Annotated in this window: 17 protein-coding genes; 14 read left to right on the top strand and 3 right to left on the bottom strand. The window is 61.6% G+C overall.

Annotation, left to right across the window (positions count from 1 at the left end; genetic code table 11):
- Positions 1 to 193 precede the first annotated feature (193 nt).
- From D8U70_RS00210 to D8U70_RS00150, 13 genes are all read left to right on the top strand, one after another.
- Positions 194 to 1,816 (top strand): methyl-accepting chemotaxis protein, encoded by a 1,623-nt coding sequence (locus D8U70_RS00210; RefSeq protein ID WP_073476121.1) that lies wholly within the window; start codon positions 194 to 196, stop codon positions 1,814 to 1,816.
- Positions 1,816 to 2,352, top strand: a complete 537-nt coding sequence (locus D8U70_RS00205; RefSeq protein ID WP_130928068.1) for a chemotaxis protein CheW — start codon at positions 1,816 to 1,818, stop codon at positions 2,350 to 2,352. The genes D8U70_RS00210 and D8U70_RS00205 overlap by 1 nt, the downstream gene beginning before the upstream one ends.
- Positions 2,349 to 3,623, top strand: coding sequence for a protein-glutamate O-methyltransferase CheR (locus D8U70_RS00200; protein WP_130928067.1), 1,275 nt, complete (start codon positions 2,349 to 2,351; stop codon positions 3,621 to 3,623). The genes D8U70_RS00205 and D8U70_RS00200 overlap by 4 nt, the downstream gene beginning before the upstream one ends.
- Positions 3,620 to 4,303 carry a chemotaxis protein CheW gene (locus tag D8U70_RS00195; RefSeq protein WP_130928066.1) on the top strand — a complete coding sequence of 228 codons (684 nt, stop codon included), beginning with the start codon at positions 3,620 to 3,622 and terminating at the stop codon, positions 4,301 to 4,303. Before D8U70_RS00200 ends, D8U70_RS00195 begins: the two co-directional genes overlap by 4 nt.
- On the top strand, positions 4,300 to 6,570 hold the full coding sequence (locus D8U70_RS00190) for a hybrid sensor histidine kinase/response regulator (RefSeq protein WP_130928065.1): 2,271 nt from the start codon (positions 4,300 to 4,302) through the stop codon (positions 6,568 to 6,570). The genes D8U70_RS00195 and D8U70_RS00190 overlap by 4 nt, the downstream gene beginning before the upstream one ends.
- The gene (locus D8U70_RS00185; RefSeq protein ID WP_095180462.1) at positions 6,567 to 7,577 is read left to right on the top strand and encodes a chemotaxis response regulator protein-glutamate methylesterase; all 1,011 of its coding nucleotides are present in this window, start codon (positions 6,567 to 6,569) and stop codon (positions 7,575 to 7,577) included. Before D8U70_RS00190 ends, D8U70_RS00185 begins: the two co-directional genes overlap by 4 nt.
- Positions 7,578 to 7,625: 48 nt before the next feature.
- The gene (locus tag D8U70_RS00180; protein ID WP_041478162.1) at positions 7,626 to 8,627 is read left to right on the top strand and encodes a PleD family two-component system response regulator; all 1,002 of its coding nucleotides are present in this window, start codon (positions 7,626 to 7,628) and stop codon (positions 8,625 to 8,627) included.
- Between the two features lie 307 nt (positions 8,628 to 8,934).
- Positions 8,935 to 10,030, top strand: a protein-coding gene (gene prfB, locus D8U70_RS00175; RefSeq protein WP_099758102.1) for a peptide chain release factor 2 whose coding sequence is annotated in 2 segments (ribosomal slippage) — positions 8,935 to 9,006 and positions 9,008 to 10,030 — 1,095 coding nt in all. Because the reading frame shifts where the segments join, the coding sequence is not laid out codon by codon here.
- Positions 10,031 to 10,109: 79 nt separating this feature from the next.
- Positions 10,110 to 11,612, top strand: a complete 1,503-nt coding sequence (lysS, locus tag D8U70_RS00170; protein ID WP_024011743.1) for a lysine--tRNA ligase — start codon at positions 10,110 to 10,112, stop codon at positions 11,610 to 11,612.
- A gap of 105 nt (positions 11,613 to 11,717) precedes the next feature.
- Positions 11,718 to 12,431, top strand: coding sequence for a TetR family transcriptional regulator (locus D8U70_RS00165; protein WP_016771505.1), 714 nt, complete (start codon positions 11,718 to 11,720; stop codon positions 12,429 to 12,431).
- A gap of 214 nt (positions 12,432 to 12,645) precedes the next feature.
- Complete coding sequence (locus D8U70_RS00160) at positions 12,646 to 13,896, top strand: flavohemoglobin expression-modulating QEGLA motif protein (protein WP_166554750.1); 1,251 nt, start codon at positions 12,646 to 12,648, stop codon at positions 13,894 to 13,896.
- Positions 13,897 to 14,048: 152 nt separating this feature from the next.
- Positions 14,049 to 14,954, top strand: a complete 906-nt coding sequence (locus D8U70_RS00155) for an alpha/beta hydrolase (RefSeq protein ID WP_130928064.1) — start codon at positions 14,049 to 14,051, stop codon at positions 14,952 to 14,954.
- Entirely contained in the window at positions 14,951 to 15,280 is a 330-nt protein-coding gene (locus D8U70_RS00150; RefSeq protein ID WP_024011745.1) for a hypothetical protein, read from the top strand. Before D8U70_RS00155 ends, D8U70_RS00150 begins: the two co-directional genes overlap by 4 nt.
- Before the next feature lie 234 nt (positions 15,281 to 15,514).
- Here the strand turns inward: D8U70_RS00150 and D8U70_RS00145 are convergent, their stop codons facing one another.
- The 3 genes from D8U70_RS00145 to D8U70_RS00135 form a co-directional block, all read right to left on the bottom strand.
- The gene (locus D8U70_RS00145; protein ID WP_024011746.1) at positions 15,515 to 16,303 is read right to left on the bottom strand and encodes an OmpA family protein; all 789 of its coding nucleotides are present in this window, start codon (positions 16,301 to 16,303) and stop codon (positions 15,515 to 15,517) included.
- Positions 16,304 to 16,358: 55 nt separating this feature from the next.
- Positions 16,359 to 16,763 (bottom strand): DUF4398 domain-containing protein, encoded by a 405-nt coding sequence (locus D8U70_RS00140; RefSeq protein WP_024011747.1) that lies wholly within the window; start codon positions 16,761 to 16,763, stop codon positions 16,359 to 16,361.
- Between the two features lie 367 nt (positions 16,764 to 17,130).
- Positions 17,131 to 17,475, bottom strand: a complete 345-nt coding sequence (locus D8U70_RS00135) for a hypothetical protein (protein WP_016771500.1) — start codon at positions 17,473 to 17,475, stop codon at positions 17,131 to 17,133.
- 213 nt (positions 17,476 to 17,688) lie between these two features.
- Here D8U70_RS00135 and ppc point away from each other — a divergent pair, with 213 nt between their 5' ends.
- The gene (gene ppc, locus D8U70_RS00130) at positions 17,689 to 20,319 is read left to right on the top strand and encodes a phosphoenolpyruvate carboxylase (RefSeq protein WP_130928063.1); all 2,631 of its coding nucleotides are present in this window, start codon (positions 17,689 to 17,691) and stop codon (positions 20,317 to 20,319) included.
- Positions 20,320 to 20,600: the final 281 nt, after the last annotated feature.

Raw genomic sequence — 20,600 nt, 5'->3', positions numbered from 1 at the left:
GGCAATTTACCCCTGAAATATTACGACCAACTGCGCAACTTCTTGCGCAGTTGGGGATTTGCCGGGACCGCGATGTTGCCTTCGCGAGCAGGCTCGCTCCCCCAGGGACAGTGCTGCCAGCGAAAGCGTCTTATAAATGAAACACCGCCCTCGGCTATACTCCCCGCATTTCGATCAGGCACGAGGATTCACTGTGAAGAACTGGACGTTGCGCCAACGCATTTTGGCGAGCTTTGCGGTGATTATCGCCATCATGCTGTTGATGGTGGTGCTGTCCTACTCGCGGTTGTTGAAGATCGAGGCCAGTGAAAACAGCGTGCGCGACGATGCCATCCCCGGCGTCTATTACAGCTCGATGATTCGTGGTGCATGGGTCGACAGTTATTTGCAGACGCAAGAGCTGCTCGGCCTCAAGGAAGGCCAGGGCGTTTCCAGCGAAGACGAAGCGGACTACAAGGCGTTCGAGGCGCGTCTGCAAGAGCAGATGGCCAATTATCGCAAGACCATGGCCACCGATGAAGACCGATCCGAATTCGCCTTGTTCGAGAAGTACCACGACACCTACATCCAGATTCAGGATGCCGTGCTGGATCTGCACAAGCGCAATCTGGAAGCCGATGCCATCAAGCTGTTCAACGAGAAGCTGACCCCGGCGTGGTACACCGGGCGCATGAAACTCAACGACATCATTGGCGAAAACAAAGTCGTCGCCGATAACGCCATGGCCAACATCGACGATGCGGTCGCAACGGCCAAAGTCAGCATGGTCATTTCCCTGCTGGTCGCGGTACTGGTCGCCGGCCTCTGCGGTCTGCTGTTGATGCGCGCGATCATGGCGCCGATGAACCGCATCGTGACCATCCTCGACATCATGCGCACCGGTGATCTGAGCTCGCGCCTGAACCTCGATCGCAAGGACGAATTCGGCGCGGTCGAAACCGGCTTCAACGACATGATGACCGAGCTGACGTCGCTGGTATCCCAGGCCCAGCGCTCCTCGGTGCAGGTGACCACCTCGGTCACCGAGATCGCCGCCACTTCCAAGCAACAACAGGCCACCGCCACCGAAACCGCAGCGACCACCACCGAAATCGGCGCAACCTCCCGTGAGATCGCCGCGACTTCGCGGGATCTGGTGCGCACCATGACCGAAGTGTCCACCGCTGCCGATCAGGCCTCGGTGCTCGCCGGCTCCGGCCAGCAAGGCCTGGCGCGCATGGAAGACACCATGCACTCGGTCATGGGCGCGGCGGATCTCGTCAACGCCAAACTGGCGATACTCAACGAGAAGGCCGGCAACATCAATCAGGTGGTGGTGACCATCGTCAAAGTGGCTGACCAGACCAACCTGCTGTCGCTCAACGCAGCGATCGAAGCCGAGAAGGCCGGCGAGTACGGTCGCGGTTTTGCCGTGGTCGCCACCGAAGTCCGGCGTCTGGCCGATCAGACCGCCGTTGCCACCTACGACATCGAACAGATGGTTCGCGAGATCCAGTCGGCGGTGTCGGCCGGGGTGATGGGCATGGACAAGTTTTCCGAAGAAGTGCGCCGCGGCATGTCGGAAGTGCAGCAGGTCGGCGAGCAGCTGTCGCAGATCATCCATCAGGTGCAGGCGCTGGCGCCGCGCGTGCTGATGGTCAACGAAGGCATGCAGGCCCAGGCCACTGGCGCCGAGCAGATCAACCATGCGCTGGTGCAGTTGGGCGATGCCAGCAGCCAGACCGTCGAGTCGCTGCGTCAGGCCAGTTTCGCTATCGACGAACTGAGCCAGGTGGCCGTCGGCCTGCGCAGCGGCGTTTCGCGATTCAAAGTCTGATGAGCGAAATCATCGCCAAACGTGGCGCCGCGCCAGTGGCGAAGCAGGCGCTGTTTCTGCTGTTTCGCATCGGCAACGAGCGCTATGCCCTGCGCGCCACGGAAGTGGCCGAAGTGCTGCCGCGCCTGCCGTTGAAGCCGATTGCCCGGGCGCCGCACTGGGTGGCTGGGGTGTTCGCCTATCGCGGGGCGGTGGTGCCGGTGATCGACCTCAGTGCGCTGACTTTTGGCCAGCCCGCCGAGGCGCGCACCAGCACGCGGCTGGTGCTGGTCAATTATCAGCCGGATCAATCGCAATCAGCACAATGGCTCGGGCTGATTCTCGAGCAGGCCACCGACACGCTGCGCTGTCATCCGCAAGATTTCCAGCCTTACGGCCTCGACAACCGTGAGGCGCCGTACCTCGGCCCGGTGCGCGAAGATGCGCAGGGATTGCTGCAATGGGTGCGGGTCAATGACTTGCTCGATGACGCCGTGCGCAGCTTGCTGTTCCCCGATCCGCCGCGTGATCCGGCGCAGCTTGAGGCGCAGCCATGAGCAGTGAGCAGCGCTTTTTCGATTTCCTCAAGGAACGCATCGGCCTTGATGTCGCGTCGGTGGGCGCGGCGATCATCGAGCGTGCCGTGCGCCAGCGCACGACCCTGTCCCAGGCCGCCCACGCCGACGAATATTGGCAGCTGTTGCAAGGCTCGCGGGACGAGCAGCAGGCGCTGATCGAAGCGGTGATCGTTCCGGAAACGTGGTTTTTCCGTTATCCGGAATCTTTCGCGACGCTGGGCAAACTGGCGCGAGGTCGGCTTAAAGAACTCAATAATATGCGCGCGCTGCGAATTCTGAGCCTGCCGTGCTCGACCGGCGAAGAACCCTACTCGATTGCCATGGCCTTGCTTGATGCCGGATTGCAGCCGCATCAATTCAAGGTCGACGGCATGGACATCAGCCCGCTCTCGGTGGAAAAGGCGCGGCGTGCGGTTTATGGCAAGAACTCCTTTCGCGGTCAGGATCTGGAATACCGCGAGCGACATTTTTTTGCCGAGCAGGACGGCCACCGGGTCAACGAATACGTTCGCGAACAAGTGCGCTGGCAGGTCGGCAATGTGCTCGATCCGACGCTGTTGGCGAGCGAGCCGGCCTTCGATTTCGTGTTCTGCCGCAACCTGCTGATCTACTTCGACCAGCCGACGCAAAAGCAGGTGTTCGAAGTGCTCAAGCGCCTGACCCACGTCGACGGCGTGCTGTTTATCGGCCCGGCGGAGGGCAGTCTGCTCGGGCGTTTGGGCATGCGCTCGATCGGCATCCCGCAGTCGTTCGCTTTCAGCCGCCATAGCGAGCCGCACCCCGAACCGCTGCCGATGCCCAAACCGGTCGCCGTGCCGGTCAGCCAACCACTGCGCAGCGCGCCGCCGCCAGCGCCAGTGCGCAATCGGCCGTTCGCTGCCGTGACGGCTTTGCCGGTGGCGAAAAAAACTGCCGACCCGGACGCCGCAACGCTGCTGGCGCAGATTGCTGCACTGGCCAACGAAGGCAAAAGCGCCGAGGCCCGTGCCGCGTGCGAACACTATCTGCGCAGCCATGAACCCGTGGCGCAGGTGTTCTATTGGCTGGGCCTGCTCAGCGATGTCGCCGGGCTGAGCCTCGAAGCCCAGGGGTATTACCGCAAGGCCTTGTACCTCGAACCGCAACACCCCGAAGCGCTGATGCACCTGGCCGTATTGCTGCAGGCTCAGGGCGATACGGCGGGTGCCCGACGATTGCAGGAGCGCGCCGCCCGCAGCGGGCGCACCGCCGACAGTGAGCGTAAACGATGAGCGCGTCCGACACTTTGAACGTTACCCACGAAGACGCCCGCGCCATCGACGATTGCTGGAACCGCATCGGCATTCATGGCGACAAGTCCTGCCCGTTGCTGGAAGAGCATATTCACTGCCGCAACTGTTCGGTGTATTCCGCCGCCGCCACGCGCCTGCTCGACCGTTATTCGTTGCAGCAGGACCAGCGCGAAGCGGTGGTCAGCAAGGTCGAAACCGACGTCAAGACCCGCTCGCTGCTGATGTTCCGCCTCGGCGAGGAATGGCTCGGACTGGCCACGCGCACGCTTGTCGAAGTTGCGCCGTTGCAGGCGATACATTCGCTGCCGCACCAGCGCTCGCGGGCCTTGCTCGGCGTGGCCAATGTCCGTGGCGCACTGGTCGCGTGCCTGTCGCTGGTGGAGCTGCTCGACCTCGGCGCCAGCGTTGCGCCGGCCAGCGGCGGACGCGTCATGCCGCGCATGCTGATCATCGCCGCGCACGGCGGGCCGGTGGTGGTGCCGGTGGATGAGGTGGACGGCATCCATGCCATCGACGAGCGCATCCTCGACGCCGCGTCGCAGTCCGGTGCGCAGAACAGTGCCAAGTACACCCGTGGCGTTCTGCAATATCGCGGTCGCAGCCTGCGCTGGCTGGATGAAGAACAGCTGTTGTCCGCCGTGACCCGGAGCCTGACATGACCCCCGAGCAAATGCGCGACGCCTCTCTGCTCGAGCTGTTCAGTCTCGAAGCCGAAGCCCAGACCCAAGTGCTCAGCGCCGGGCTGTTGGCGCTGGAGCGCAATCCGACCCAGGCCGATCAGCTGGAGTCGTGCATGCGTGCGGCGCACTCGCTCAAAGGTGCGGCGCGCATTGTTGGCATCGACAGCGGCGTCAGCGTCGCCCACGTCATGGAGGATTGCCTGGTCAGTGCGCAGGAAGGCCGTTTGTTGCTGCGTCCCGAACACATCGACGCGTTGTTGCAGGGCACCGACCTGCTGATGCGCATCGCCACGCCGGCCAATGCGCCGCAACCCACGGACATTGAAGCCTACGTCGCGTTGATGGGGCGTCTGCTCGATCCTTCGGCGCCAGCCGCTGTGGTTGCCACGCCGCCAATGGCCGAGTTGCAGATCGAGCCCGCGCCAACGGCGACAGCGCCGATCATGGACGAGCCCGCCGAGCCGACTCCGCGCAAAAACAAACGCACCACCGAAGGCGGCGAGCGCGTTTTGCGCGTCACTGCCGAACGCCTGAACAGCCTGCTCGATCTATCGAGCAAATCGCTGGTGGAAACCCAGCGTCTCAAGCCGCATCTGGCGACCATGCAGCGCCTCAAACGCATGCAGAACAACGGTCTGCGCGCGCTGGAAAATCTCAATGTGCACCTGAAGGAGCATGCGCTGAGCCTGGAAGCGCTCGAGTCGCTGGAAGATGCGCGACGTTTGCTCGCCGAGTCGCAGCAATTGCTCAGCGAGAAAAACGCCGAACTCGACGAATTCGCCTGGCAGGCCAGCCAGCGTGCGCAAGTGCTCTATGACACCGCGCTGGCCTGTCGCATGCGCCCGTTCGCCGACGTGTTGAGCGGGCAGGCGCGCATGGTTCGCGACCTCGGTCGCAGCCTTGGCAAACAAGTGCGCCTGGAGATCGAAGGTGAGAAAACCCAGGTCGATCGCGACGTGCTGGAAAAGCTTGAAGCACCGCTGACTCATCTGCTGCGCAACGCCGTCGATCACGGCATCGAATCCCCGGAACAACGCCTGCTCAAGGGCAAGCCGGAAGAGGGCCTGATTCGCTTGCGCGCTTCCCACCAAGCCGGTTTGCTGGTGCTGGAACTCAGCGATGACGGCGGTGGCGTCGATCTGGAGAAAGTCCGCCGCAGCATCGTCGAACGGCAGTTATCCCCAGCCGAAACCGCAGCGCAATTGAGCGAAGAAGAACTGCTGACCTTCCTGTTTCTGCCGGGATTCAGCCTGCGCGACAAGGTTACCGAAGTGTCCGGGCGTGGCGTTGGCCTGGACGCTGTTCAGCATATGGTCCGCCAATTGCGAGGGGCCGTGGTGCTGGAGCAGACGGCGGGCGAGGGCAGCCGTTTCCATCTGGAGGTGCCGTTGACGCTTTCGGTGGTACGCAGCCTCGTGGTGGAAGTCGGCGAAGAGGCTTACGCATTCCCCTTGGCGCACATCGAACGCATGTGCGATCTGGCCCCCGAAGACATCGTGCAGGTCGAAGGACGCCAGCATTTCTGGCACGAAGGCCAGCATGTCGGCCTGGTTGCGGCCAGCCAGTTGCTCAATCGCCCGGCCAGTCAGAACGATGGCGCTACCCTGAAAGTCGTGGTGATCCGCGAGCGCGAGGCGATTTATGGGGTGGCTGTCGAGCGCTTCGTGGGTGAGCGCACGCTGGTGGTGTTGCCGCTGGACGAGCGTCTGGGCAAGGTTCAGGATATTTCCGCCGGGGCCTTGCTCGATGATGGTTCGGTGGTGCTGATCGTCGATGTCGAAGACATGCTGCGTTCGGTAGACAAGCTGCTCAACACCGGGCGTCTGGAGCGCATTGCCCGCCACGGCAATCAAGCTGCCGAAGCGGCGCGCAAACGAGTCTTGGTGGTCGACGATTCGCTGACCGTGCGCGAGCTGCAACGCAAACTGCTGCTCAATCGCGGCTATGACGTCGCGGTGGCGGTGGACGGCATGGATGGCTGGAATGCGCTGCGTTCGGAGAACTTCGATCTGCTGATCACCGACATCGACATGCCGCGCATGGACGGCATCGAGCTGGTCACGCTGCTGCGCCGCGACAACCGTTTGCAATCGTTGCCGGTGATGGTCGTGTCGTACAAGGATCGCGAAGAAGACCGCCGCCGTGGACTGGACGCCGGCGCCGACTATTATCTGGCCAAAGCCAGTTTTCATGACGACGCCCTGCTCGATGCAGTGGTCGAGCTCATCGGGGGAGCGCGGGCATGAGGATCGCAATCGTCAACGACATGCCCCTGGCGGTGGAGGCCCTGCGCCGAGCGCTGGCGTTCGAGCCGGCGCATCAGGTGATCTGGGTCGCCAGCAACGGCGCCGAGGCGGTGCAACGCTGCGCCGAGTGCACGCCAGACCTGATTCTGATGGACCTGATCATGCCGATCATGGACGGTGTCGAAGCCACGCGGCGGATCATGGCCGAGACCCCATGCGCGATCGTCATCGTCACCGTCGACCGCCAGCAGAACGTGCACCGCGTGTTCGAGGCCATGGGCCACGGCGCGCTGGACGTGGTCGACACGCCGGCGATCGGCGCCGGCAATGCCCAGGAAGCGGCGGCGCCGTTGTTGCGCAAGATCCTCAACATCGGCTGGCTGATCGGCGACAAGGCGCCGCGTTCGCGCCCGGCTCCGAGTTCGCCGCGCAGTTCGCCTTCACGTCAGCGGCTGGTGGCGATCGGTTCGTCTGCCGGTGGGCCGGCGGCGCTGGAAGTGTTGCTCAAAGGCCTGCCGAAGGATTTTTCCGCCGCGATCGTGCTGGTGCAGCATGTCGATCAGGTGTTCGCCGCCGGCATGGCCGAATGGCTGGCCAGCGCCAGCGGCCTCGATGTGCGTCTGGCCCGTGAAGGCGAGCCGCCGCAAAGTGGCGCGGTGCTGCTGGCCGGGACCAATCACCATATTCGCCTGTTGAAAAACGGCACGCTGGCCTACACCGCCGAACCGGTCAACGAGATCTATCGCCCCTCGATCGACGTGTTTTTCGAGAGCGTTGCCAGTTACTGGAACGGTGACGCGGTCGGGGTTTTATTGACCGGAATGGGGCGCGATGGCGCGCAAGGGCTTAAGCTCATGCGCCAGCAGGGTTATTTGACCATCGCCCAGGATCAGCACAGCAGTGCGGTGTACGGCATGCCCAAGGCTGCCGCGGCAATCGATGCCGCGGTGGAAATCCGCCCGCTGGAAAAGATAGCGCCACGATTGCTGGAGATTTTCCCCAAATGAACAGGTTGATCCGCAATCCAGGCCCCCGCAGTACTCAGGTGACCGCTCATGAATGATTTACAGATCGACGACATTAAAACCGACGAAAACGCCGCTATGGTGTTGTTGGTGGATGATCAGGCGATGATCGGCGAAGCGGTGCGCCGTGGGCTGTCGAATCAGGAAAACATCGACTTCCACTTCTGCTCCGACCCGCAGCAGGCCATCGCCCAGGCGGTGCGGATCAAACCGACGGTGATTCTCCAGGACCTGGTGATGCCCGGCCTCGATGGCCTGAGCCTGGTGCGCGAATACCGCAATCATCCGGCGACCAAGGACATCCCGATCATCGTTCTCTCGACCAAGGAAGACCCGCTGATCAAAAGCGCGGCGTTCTCCGCTGGCGCCAACGACTATCTGGTGAAACTGCCGGACACCATCGAACTGGTCGCGCGCATTCGCTACCACTCGCGGTCCTACATGACATTGCTGCAACGCGACGCCGCGTACCGAGCGTTGCGGGTCAGCCAGCAGCAATTGCTCGACACCAATCTGGTGCTGCAAAGGCTGATGAACTCCGATGGCCTGACCGGGCTGTCCAACCGACGGCACTTCGACGAGTACCTGGAACTGGAGTGGCGCCGTTCGCTGCGTGATCAGACGCAGCTGTCATTGCTGATGATCGACGTCGATTACTTCAAGTCGTACAACGACAGTTTTGGCCACGTTGAAGGCGACGAAGCCTTGCGCAAGGTCGCCACGGCGATCCGCGAGGCCAGTGCGCGACCGTCGGATCTGCCGGCGCGTTACGGCGGCGAGGAGTTTGTGCTGGTCCTGCCGAACACCTCGCCCGGCGGCGCGCGGCTGTTGGCCGAGAAACTGCGCCAGACCGTGGCGGCGCTGAAAATTCCGCATAACACGCCGGCCGAGGGCTCCAGTCTGACCATCAGCATTGGTCTGGCGACCATGGTGCCGCAGGCGGGCAGTGATTGCCGGCTGCTGATTTCGGCGGCGGATCGCGGCTTGTATCTGGCCAAGAACAATGGGCGCAATCAGGTCGGGATCGAGTAACGGCCGTTGCCCTCACCCCAGCCCTCTCCCGGAGGGAGAGGGGGCCGACCGAGGTGTCTCGGGCCAGACATCGACCTGAGAGATCGCAGCGATTATGGATCTTCAGGCTTGGCGATCACGGATTCGGTGAAGCCATTCTATTCGGCGTATGTTTCAAATATCCCCCGATCGGTCCCCTCTCCCTCCGGGAGAGGGCTAGGGTGAGGGCAGCAATCTCGGCCCATTCACCGCCAGACGGGCTGCCGCGACAGGCTGTTTACGTTATACTCGCCGGCTTTCAAAAGTTCGCCAACGAGTGCTGCCCGTCATGGAAATCAACCCGATCCTGAACACCATCAAGGACCTGTCCGAGCGCTCCGAAACTATTCGGGGGTATCTTTGACTACGATCAAAAGCATGAGCGTCTGACCGAGGTCAATCGCGAGCTTGAAGATCCGAGTGTCTGGAACAAACCTGAATACGCCCAGGAGCTGGGCCGCGAGCGTGCCGCGCTGGCGCAGATCGTCGACACTCTCGACGAACTGAACGGCGGTCTGGCCGATTGCCGCGACCTGCTGGACATGGCCGTCGAAGAAAACGACGAAGGCGCAGTGGGCGATGTCGTCGCCGAGCTGGCCCGTCTCGAGGAAAATCTGGCCAAGCTGGAATTCCGCCGCATGTTCAGCCATGAAATGGACCCGAACAACGCCTACCTGGACATCCAGGCCGGTTCCGGCGGTACTGAAGCGCAGGACTGGGCCAACATCCTGCTGCGCATGTACCTGCGCTGGGCTGACAAACGCGGTTTCGACGCAACCATCATGGAACTGTCCGCCGGTGAAGTCGCCGGGATCAAGGGCGCGACCGTGCACATCAAGGGCGAATACGCCTTTGGCTGGCTGCGTACCGAGATCGGCGTGCACCGTCTGGTGCGCAAGAGCCCGTTCGACTCCGGCAACCGTCGCCATACCTCGTTCTCCGCTGTTTTCGTCTCGCCAGAGATCGATGACAAGGTGGAAATCGAAATCAACCCGGCAGACCTGCGGATCGACACCTATCGTTCCTCCGGTGCCGGTGGTCAGCACGTAAACACCACCGACTCGGCCGTACGTATCACCCACGTACCGACCAACACCGTGGTCAGCTGCCAGAACGAACGTTCCCAGCACGCCAACAAGGACACCGCGATGAAAATGCTGCGGGCCAAGTTGTACGAGCAGGAAATGCAGAAGCGCAACGCCGCTTCGCAGGCGCTGGAAGACACCAAGTCGGACATCGGCTGGGGTCACCAGATTCGCTCTTACGTGCTCGATGCCTCGCGGATCAAGGATCTGCGTACCAACATCGAACGCAGCGATTGCGACAAGGTGCTCGATGGCGACATCGATGAGTACCTGGAAGCCAGCCTGAAATCCGGCCTGTAACACCCTCTGTGGGAGCGGGCTCGCCCGCGATCCCCAGCCGAAGGCTGGGGGCAACGAACCTGATGGAATACTTAAAGACATGAGCGACCTACAACTCGACCCGCAAGCCCTGCAACAGGAAGAAAACTCCCTGATCGCCCTGCGCAAGGAAAAGCTTGCTGCCGAGCGCGCCAAGGGCAATGCCTTCCCGAACGACTTCCGCCGCGACAACTACTGCGATGCCTTGCAGAAACAGTACGCGGACAAGACCAAGGAAGAGCTGGCAGAGGCTGCAATCCCGGTCAAGGTTGCCGGTCGCATCATGCTCAACCGTGGCTCGTTCATGGTGATCCAGGACATGACCGGGCGCATTCAGGTCTACGTCAACCGCAAGACGCTGTCCGAAGAAACCCTGGCTGCGGTGAAAACCTGGGACATGGGCGACATCATTGCCGCCGAAGGCACCCTGGCGCGTTCCGGCAAAGGCGACCTGTACGTTGAAATGACCAACGTGCGCCTGCTGACCAAGTCGCTGCGCCCGCTGCCGGACAAGCACCACGGCCTGACCGACACCGAACAGCGCTACCGCCAGCGTTACGTCGACCTGATCGTCAACGAAGACGTACGCCAGACCTTCCGCGTGCGTTCGCAAGTGATCGCGCACATCCGCAGCTTCCTGATGAAGCGCGACTTCCTCGAAGTCGAAACGCCGATGCTGCAGACCATTCCCGGCGGCGCCGCAGCCAAGCCGTTCGAAACCCACCACAATGCGCTGGACATGGAAATGTTCCTGCGTATCGCGCCAGAGCTGTATCTGAAGCGTCTGGTGGTTGGCGGTTTTGAAAAGGTCTTCGAGATCAACCGCAACTTCCGTAACGAAGGCGTTTCGACTCGTCACAACCCTGAATTCACCATGTTGGAGTTCTACCAGGCCTACGCCGACTACGAAGACAACATGGACCTGACCGAAGAATTGTTCCGTGAACTGGCGCAGCTGGTTCTGGGCAGCACCGACGTGCCGTACGGCGACAAGGTGTTCCACTTCGGCGAGCCGTTCGTGCGTCTGTCGGTGTTCGACTCGATCCTCAAGTACAACCCTGAGCTGACTGCCGATGATCTGAACGACATCGACAAGGCTCGCGCCATCGCCAAGAAGGCCGGCGCCAAGGTGCTGGGCTTCGAGGGGCTGGGCAAATTGCAGGTGATGATTTTCGAAGAACTGGTCGAGCACAAGCTGGAGCAGCCGCACTTCATCACTCAGTACCCGTTCGAAGTGTCGCCGCTGGCCCGTCGTAACGACGAGAACCCGAACGTCACCGACCGCTTCGAGCTGTTCATCGGTGGTCGTGAAATCGCCAACGCCTACTCCGAGTTGAACGACGCGGAAGACCAGGCCGAGCGCTTCATGGCGCAGGTGGCCGACAAGGACGCCGGCGACGACGAAGCCATGCACTACGACGCCGACTTCGTCCGTGCGCTGGAGTACGGCATGCCGCCAACCGCCGGCGAAGGTATCGGCATCGATCGTCTGGTGATGTTGCTGACCAACTCGCCGTCGATCCGCGATGTGATCCTGTTCCCGCACATGCGACCGCAAGCGTAAACGTTTCAGTTAAAAAGCCGCCTAAAACAGGCGGCTTTTTATTGCCTGTCTGGTACAAATGTATCAATTGGTTAATTTGGCATTAGTAGAGGAAGTGCTGTCGTGATGGGTGCATTAGCTCAAGAAGGTGCAGCGGGTATCGCCACTGCGGTCGCTGAAAGTGTTCAGTACCAGGGCCGCAAGGCCAGCCGACAGGGCAGTGAGCAGCGTCGCCAGGACATTCTCGACGCCGCGATGCGCATTGTCGTGCGCGACGGCGTGCGTGCCGTGCGCCATCGTGCGGTCGCGGCGGAGGCCGGCGTGCCGCTGTCGGCGACCACGTATTACTTCAAGGACATCGATGACCTGCTCACCGATACCTTCGCCCAATACGTGGAGCGCAGCGCGGCGTACATGGCCAAGTTGTGGATCAATAACGAGGGTCTGTTGCGCGAAATGGTGGTCAGCGCCGACGGCAGCCCGGAGTCGCGCTCGCAATTGGCCGATGACATCGCGCGGTTGATGGCCGATTACGTGCACCGGCAACTGATCAACCGCCGCGAGCATCTGATGGCCGAACAGGCGTTCCGCCAGGAAGCGCTGCTCAATCCGCGTCTGGCCATTCTGGTGCGCTCCCACCAGCAGATTCTGCTGCAGGGCACCTGCCAGTTGTTCCAGGTACTGGGCTCGCGCGAACCGCAGCAGGATGCCAAGGTGTTGACGGCGATTATCGGACGGATGGAATATCAGGGCCTGCTCAACGACGCCGAGCCTCTGGCCGAAGAGGACATGCTCGGGATCCTGACGCGGTATATGCACCTGGTGCTGGCGTCGGTCTAGCGTTTCACGCACCCTGCGGGAGCGAGCCGTTGATGATCGTTCCCTCGCTCCGCGTGGGAATGCATCCTGTGACGCTCTGCGTCACGCAGCAAAAAGGGACGCGGAGCGTCCCGGGCGACATTCCCACGCAGAGCGTGGGAACGATCAGTACTGCAATCCTGCGTCACGTTTTCTACAGGAGTTTCGGGTGGACGATTACCAGCAGACGATACGCATGTTGTCCGATCGCATTGTGCTGGCGCAGACGCCGATCCGCGTGCTCGATGCGGTCAAGTGGGACGACAACGTGCGCAAGGGCTTCCTCAAGGCCAAGGGCAAGGAAATGCCGGCGGTGGATCGCGACTACTACCTCAACCGCCCGCTGTCGTTCGATTCGAGCCAGGTCAAACTGGAATTCCAGAACATCGAGCGTGACATCACCCGCCAGCTCGGCCAGTTCAACCCGGTCGGGCAGATCATGCGGCGCATGTGCAAGGAATACCGCATGGTGGTGCGCATGCTCGAAGCGCGCGGCACCGAGGACTTCGGGCTGATCTCGCAGGAGCTGTACGGCGCGGCGTCCGATGCCTTCCACGCCGGTGACCCGACCCTCGCCGACCTCGGCCTGATGATGTCCGACTACCTGAACAACATCGACGGGCGCGGCGATCTCAAAGACGAGCCGAAAATCCTCACCGCCAAAGACGCGGTGCACCTGCTGCAAACCCGACTGAACAAGGTATTCGGTGAGGCCGAAGAAACCATTCGCGTGTTCGAGTCCGACGGCATCGTCGCCGACGCTGCGGCGGGCGCCGACTACATCAAGATTCGCACCGACGCGCTGTTCAACGACCGCGACGTGCGCGCACTGGAAGTCCACGAAGGTCTGGTGCATGTCGGCACCACGCTCAATGGCTTGAACCAGCCGATCTGCACGTTCCTGTCGAAAGGCCCACCCTCGTCGACGGTGACCCAGGAAGGTCTGGCGATCCTGATGGAAATCATCACCTTCGCCTCTTACCCGAGTCGCCTGCGCAAACTGACCAACCGCACCCGTGCGATTCATATGGTCGAGGAGGGCGCCGACTTTTTGCAGATTTACGAATTCTTCCGCGAGCAGGGTTTCGAGATGGCCGAAAGCTACGGCAATGCCAGCCGGGTTTTCCGTGGCTCGACGCCGACCGGTCTGCCATTTACCAAAGACTTGTCCTACCTCAAGGGCTTCATCATGGTTTACAACTACATTCAGTTGGCCGTGCGCAAGGGCAAGCTCGAGCAGATTCCGTTGTTGTTCTGTGGCAAGACCACACTGGAAGACATGCGGACCTTGCGCCAACTGGTGGACGAAGGACTGGTGGTGCCGCCGAAATATCTGCCGGACCAGTTCCGGGACTTGAATGCGTTGTCGGCGTGGATGTGTTTCTCCAACTTCCTCAACCATTTGAGCCTGGACCGGATTGAGGCGGATTACTCCAATATCCTCTAGACCCAGCACCGAACCCCTTGTGGGAGCGAGCCTGCTCGCGAATGCGATTTCACCTTCAACATTGATGTCGGCCGATACACCGCTTTCGCGAGCAGGCTCGCTCCCACAGGTTTGATTTGTGTTCAGTTCTCTTCTTTGCGAGGTTTCACCGGATGAGAATCCTCGGCATCCTTTGCCTGCTCTTGACCCTCAGCGGTTGCAGTTCGCTGCTGTTCTACCCGGAACCGGGCCAGATCTTCACCCCGGACAAAGCCAAACTCGAATACCGCACCGTCACCCTGACCACCGCCGATGGCTTGAAGCTCAACGCCTGGTGGCTGCCGGCCAAACCTGGCGTCGAGGTCAAAGGCACGGTCCTGCATCTGCACGGAAACGGCGGCAATTTGCCGATGCATCTGGGCGGCAGCTGGTGGTTGCCGAAGAACGGCTATCAGGTGCTGCTGGTCGACTATCGCGGCTACGGTTTGTCCGAAGGCAAGCCGAGCCTGCCGGCGATCTATCAGGACATCGACGCCGCGTTCGCCTGGCTCGACAACGCGCCAGAGGTCAAAGGCAAACCGCTGGTGCTGCTCGGGCAGAGCCTCGGCGGCGCGATGTCGGTGCATTGGCTGGCGCAGCACCCGGAACGGCAAAAACAACTCAAGGCCCTGGTGCTGGATGGTGTGCCGGCCAGTTATCGCAGTGTCGGCCAATTCGCCCTCAGCACTTCGTGGCTGACCTGGCCATTGCAAGTGCCGCTGTCGTGGCTGGTGCCGGACGGCGACAGCGCAATCAACTCGATGGCGCAGCTGACCGGCGTGCCGAAGCTGATCTTCCATAGCATCGACGATCCGCTGGTGCCGATGGTCAACGGCATTCGCCTGTATCAGGCAGCGCCGCCGCCGCGCGTGTTGCAGCTGACCCGTGGCGGTCATGTGCAAACCTTCGGCGACCCGGTGTGGCGTCAGGTCATGCTGCGCTATCTCGACGACCCCGAACACTTCGACGGCCTGCGCCGCCTCGGCGAAATCCCCAACTATCCGCCGCCCCCGAATTCCGAAGATGAGACCCCGCAATGACTGAAGAACGTAATGCCATCCCGCTGATCATCACCGGTATCTGCAGCATCCTCGGCACCGTCGGGGCGCTGTGGTACTACGGCTACCTGCACTTTGCCAAGCCGGAGGATGCGTTGCTGCTCAGCGAATTCACCATGCTCAAGACCGTGCCGGGCGAGGACTACAAAGTCTCGCTGACGCCTGCGCCGCAAGTGGCGCAGTGCATTGATGGCGTGCTGGTGCTGTTCGATACCGAACAGAAAGGCCTGACCGGGGTGCTGGTTAATGCGCAGAAGAAAGCCGTGCGGTGTATGGGTGAAGAGACCCCGCAGAAGCTGGAGGAGTGATTCTGCAGGTTCAGCCCTCACCCTAACCCTCTCCCAGAGGGAGAGGGGACTGACCGAGGTGTTTGTTTAAGCTAAGTCGACCTGATCCATTGCGCCGAACACAAGTTTTGAAAGCGACCAAATCGGCTCCCTCTCCCTTGGGAGAGGGCTGGGGTGAGGGGCTACGATGTCTGCTCCCACAAAAAAGCCCCGCCTGATCAGTTCAGGCGGGGCTTTTGCGTTACCGAGTGAAGCTTAGTTCGAGCTCACCGAAGAACGCGGTGCTACTGGCTGGTTGTCGTTGGAGATGGTCACTTCCACACGACGGTTCATCGCACGGCCCGAGACGCTGCCGTTATCCGCTACCGGGTACTCCTTGCCATAACCCTGAGCGACGATGCGCGAAGGATCGACGCCCATCTTGATCAGGGCCATCTGCACGGAAGTCGCGCGGCGCTCGGACAGCGACTGGTTGTAGCTCGCGGTGCCGGTGCTGTCGGTGTAACCCTCGACGATCACTTTGCGATCCGGGTTTTCCTGGAGGAATTGCGCCAGTTTGTTGATGTTCACCAGGCCGCTGGATTTCAGATCAGCCTTGTTGGTGGCGAACAGCACGTCACCGAAAGTCACCAGCGTACCGCGATCAGTCTGCTTGGCGTTGAGGCTGTCCTGCAGCTGTTTGATCTGCTGGTCACGGGCATCCAGACGGGCCTGGGCACGTTGGGCTGCGGCGTTTTTCAGGTTGTTTTCAGCGGTGCGCAGAGCGATTGTCTGCTTGGCCACTTCGACGCGCTGGTTGGTCAGGTAAGCCAGTTGGTCAACCTTGGCGGCGTCTTCCTTGTCCAGATAAGCCTTGTCGGCCTTGTCCAGGTAATCGCTGGCGTCTTTGGTTTCCAGTGCTGCGACTTTGCTCGCCTGTGGGTTGGCCTGCAGACCGGCGTAGTTGGTGCGCGCCTGTTCCAGGTTCGGGTTAGGCGGGGTGGAGCAGGCAGCCAGTGCAACGCTTGCGGCCAGAAGAGCGGGAATCATCAGTTGCTTACGCATAATTTGTCGTCCTTTCTATCGGTAAGAGTTTCAGCTTTGCGATCGGGATGCGCGCTTACTGCACAGTGCGCTGGCTTTCCTGACGCAGTTCCTGAACACCTTTCTGGGAATCCTTCACAGCCTGTTCGGCCTTGGCGGCCTGAGCCTTGCGTTCAGCGACGCGAGCGTCCCATTCAGCCTGTTCGGACAGGCGACGGGCCTCGTCATACTTCTTGTCGTGCATGGCGATTTCAGCTTGTTTCAGTTTGTCCTGAGCCTGCTTCATTTCCACCGCAGCGAATTCGGTACCGCCAGCGCTGACGGCGCTGTTGACGGCCGATTGGGTCACGGCGTACTGCTCGGTCGGAGGATTACCGGCGCAACCGGCCAGTACGAAGCTGGTGCCGATGGCCAGAGCGGCCAGTTTCAGACCGCGCAGGTGGGAAAACGAGGTTTGGGTTTTCATGGTCTTCAACTCCATTAGGCATCTCCTGAAAATACAACTGAATCCATCCTGGCAGAGGAGGCGAAAGCATCGCTTGTAGACGCGAATTGAAACGCTCGTTCCAGGCGTGGTTACCTGTTCCGACCGGCGGCATTTTTGAAAAGTTCAGAAAAGATGGCCTATCGCCAAAAATTAAATTGACCGTTTGGACAAGGCTCTGGGATGGGAACTTTGGGGCTTTGGAGCGGTACGCGCGGGTGGGTTTTAAGGTGATATCAGAGGGTGATCAGTACCCTGTGGGAGCTGGCTTGCCAGCGATGAGGCCATCATGCTCAGCACATTTTTGACTGAACTGCCGCCATCGCGGGCAAGCCCGCTCCCACATTTTTCTCGGTGTCAGGAATCAGTGCTTCTGCTTGTTCTCAGCCGAGGACAAATCATGCAAATGCCGCCGCGACAACGCCAGAAAACGCGGCGTCGGGCCGACATCCTCATACAACGGATCACCTTCCTCATCGGTCGCCACCACCGTCGAACCCTTCACATACGGCAGGCTCGCTTCGAACTCCTCAAGCGCGGCGCCGATCAGCTCGCCGAGCAGTTCCTCGGGATGACGTTTGGGATACATCTCGGCAATTGCCGCCAGGCGCGCGGCGGCCTCGACGTCCAGATGAATCGTGTAGCCGGTGTCGGTCAGGCGACCTTTGGCGTTTTCTTCCCAATGCTGGGCGAGTTCACGAATTTTCATGATGACCTCATTTAGCGCCTGCTGATGGCAGGCCTGGGTGAGTGTCCGGCAGCGCCGGCGGCGGGCCGTCGTACGGCTTACTGTTGAGACTAGCTTTCGCCGGCAAGGTTTAAAGTCAATTCGTCGCCTGCTTGTAAGAAGCGGCGCAGAGCGGCACTCTCTGGCAAAGCATTCGTTTCTGCGCTGTCCCCGATTACCGCTGGAGAACTGCTGATGACCGATATTGATGCACGCTTGCGCGAAGATGTTCACCTGCTCGGAGAGCTGTTGGGCAACACCATTCGAGACCAGTACGGCGAGGCGTTCCTCGACAAGATCGAGCAGATTCGCAAGGGCGCCAAGGCCGACCGGCGCGGCTCGATGGACGCTGAACTGAGCGCCAGCCTCAATCAATTGAGTGAAGACGAATTGCTTCCGGTCGCGCGGGCCTTCAACCAGTTTCTCAACCTGGCCAACATCGCCGAGCAATATCAGCTGATCCATCGCCGCGAGGAGTCGCAACCGGCGCCGTTCGAATCGCGGGTATTGCCGGAACTGCTCGCGCGCCTGCGCAGTGAAGGGCACAGCGCCGAATCTCTGGCCCGGCAGCTGGCGCGGCTGGAAATCGAACTGGTGCTGACCGCGCACCCGACCGAAGTGGCGCGACGCACGTTGATCCAGAAGTACGACGCGATCGCCGCGCAACTGGCCGCGCAGGACCATCGCGACCTGACCAGCGCCGAGCGCGAGCAGATCCAGAGCAAACTGCAACGGCTGATCGCCGAAGCCTGGCACACCGAAGAAATCCGCCGCACCCGCCCGACGCCGGTCGATGAAGCCAAATGGGGCTTTGCGGTGATCGAGCATTCGTTGTGGCAGGCGATCCCCAACCATATGCGCAAGGCCGATCAGGCGCTGTTCGCCGCCACGGGTCTGCGCTTGCCGCTGGAAGCCGCGCCGATCCGCTTCGCCTCATGGATGGGTGGCGACCGTGACGGCAACCCCAATGTCACCGCCGCCGTCACTCGCGAAGTCTTGCTGCTGGCGCGCTGGATGGCCGCTGACTTGTATCTGCGCGATGTCGATCACCTTGCTGCCGAACTGTCGATGCAGCAGGCCAGCGACGCGCTGAAGGCCAAGGCCGGCGACAGTGCCGAACCGTATCGCGCGGTGCTCAAGCAACTGCGCGAACGCCTGCGCGCCACACGCAACTGGGCGCATGCCGCGTTGACCGCGCCGACCCCGGCCACCGCCGATGTGCTGCACGATAATCGCGACCTGCTCGAGCCGTTGCAGTTGTGTTTCAACTCGCTGCACGAGTGCGGCATGGGCGTCATCGCCGACGGGCCGTTGCTCGACTGCCTGCGTCGGGCGGTGACGTTCGGCCTGTTCCTGGTGCGCCTCGATGTGCGTCAGGATTCGACCCGGCACAGCTCGGCAATGACCGAAATCACCGATTACCTCGGCCTCGGCCGCTACGAAGATTGGGATGAAGAACAGCGCATCAACTTCCTCACCGAGGAGCTGAGCAACCGTCGTCCGTTGCTGCCCGCGCATTTCAAACCATCGGCCGACACCGCCGAAGTGCTCAACACCTGCAAGGAAATCGCCGCCGCGCCCGCTGCGTCGCTGGGTTCCTACGTGATCTCCATGGCCGGCGCCGCTTCCGACGTGCTCGCGGTGCAACTGCTGCTCAAGGAATCCGGCGTATTGCGGCCGATGCGCGTGGTGCCGCTGTTCGAGACCCTCGCCGACCTCGACAACGCCGGGCCGGTGATGGAACGTCTGCTGCTGTTGCCGGGCTATCGCGCGCGTTTGCACGGCCCGCAGGAAGTGATGATCGGCTATTCCGACTCGGCCAAGGACGCCGGCACCACCGCTGCGGCGTGGGCGCAATATCGCGCGCAGGAACGACTGGTGGAAATCTGCCGTGAGCAGCAAGTCGAACTGCTGCTGTTCCACGGTCGCGGCGGCACCGTTGGCCGTGGCGGCGGACCGGCGCACGCGGCGATTCTGTCGCAACCACCGGGTTCGGTGGCCGGGCGTTTCCGTACTACCGAGCAGGGCGAAATGATTCGTTTCAAATTCGGCCTGCCGGACATAGCCGAGCAAAACCTCAATCTGTATCTGGCTGCCGTGCTCGAAGCGACCTTGCTGCCACCGCCGCCGCCGACTCCGGAATGGCGCCATCTGATGGACGAGTTGGCGGCGGACGGTGTCAGCGCTTACCGCCAGGTGGTGCGGGAAAATCCGCAATTCGTTGAGTACTTCCGTCAATCGACCCCGGAGCAGGAGCTCGGACGGTTGCCGCTCGGCAGTCGCCCGGCCAAACGCCGTGCCGGCGGTATCGAAAGCCTGCGGGCAATTCCGTGGATTTTCGGCTGGACCCAAACCCGATTGATGCTGCCGGCCTGGCTGGGCTGGGAGACGGCGCTGAGCAAGGCGCTGGAGCGCGGCGAGGGCGAGTTGCTGGGGCAGATGCGCGAACAGTGGCCGTTCTTCCGCACCCGTATCGACATGCTGGAAATGGTCCTGGCCAAGGCCGATGCGGATATTGCGCAGTCCTACGACGAACGTTTGGTCGAGGCTGATCTGCTGCCATTGGGCGCGCAGTTACGCGACCTATTGTCGCAGGCGTGCTCGGTGGTACTGGGCCTGACCGGGCAGTCGCAGCTGCTGGCGCACAGCCCGGACACCCTCGAATTCATCCGCTTGCGTAATACCTATCTGGACCCGCTGCATCTATTGCAGGCCGAGCTGTTGGCGCGTTCGCGGCAGCAGGATGTCGAGCAGGGCAGCCCGGTGGAACAGGCGCTGCTGGTGTCTGTGGCGGGGATTGCCGCCGGATTGCGCAATACCGGCTAAGGTTGCTGAGCATGTCAGGCGGCATTCGCGATGAGGGTCGGATGCCGCTTCTCCTGCTGTAGGAAAGTGCCGCCAGGCGACAGTTAATGTAGGGGTTGCGACTTGGGTTACCGCGTCGCGAGGTCACGGCGGGCGTCGGTTTCTCCGACTTTTGGCGTCTTGTGTGGGCGCAGCCTGCTGTGTATCTTGATCAGCCTTTGGCCGTTTGTGCGGCCACGACCCGTATTTTCAGGATCCGCCGGTTACGAGCGAATCCTTTGTTTTGTAAAGCTTTTATATAA

This window comes from Pseudomonas sp. Sample_20 (assembly GCF_004307585.1).
Taxonomy (GTDB): domain Bacteria; phylum Pseudomonadota; class Gammaproteobacteria; order Pseudomonadales; family Pseudomonadaceae; genus Aquipseudomonas; species Aquipseudomonas atacamensis.
Note: the sequence above shows the minus strand (reverse complement) of the source record. Positions and strands in the feature narration are given on the sequence as shown.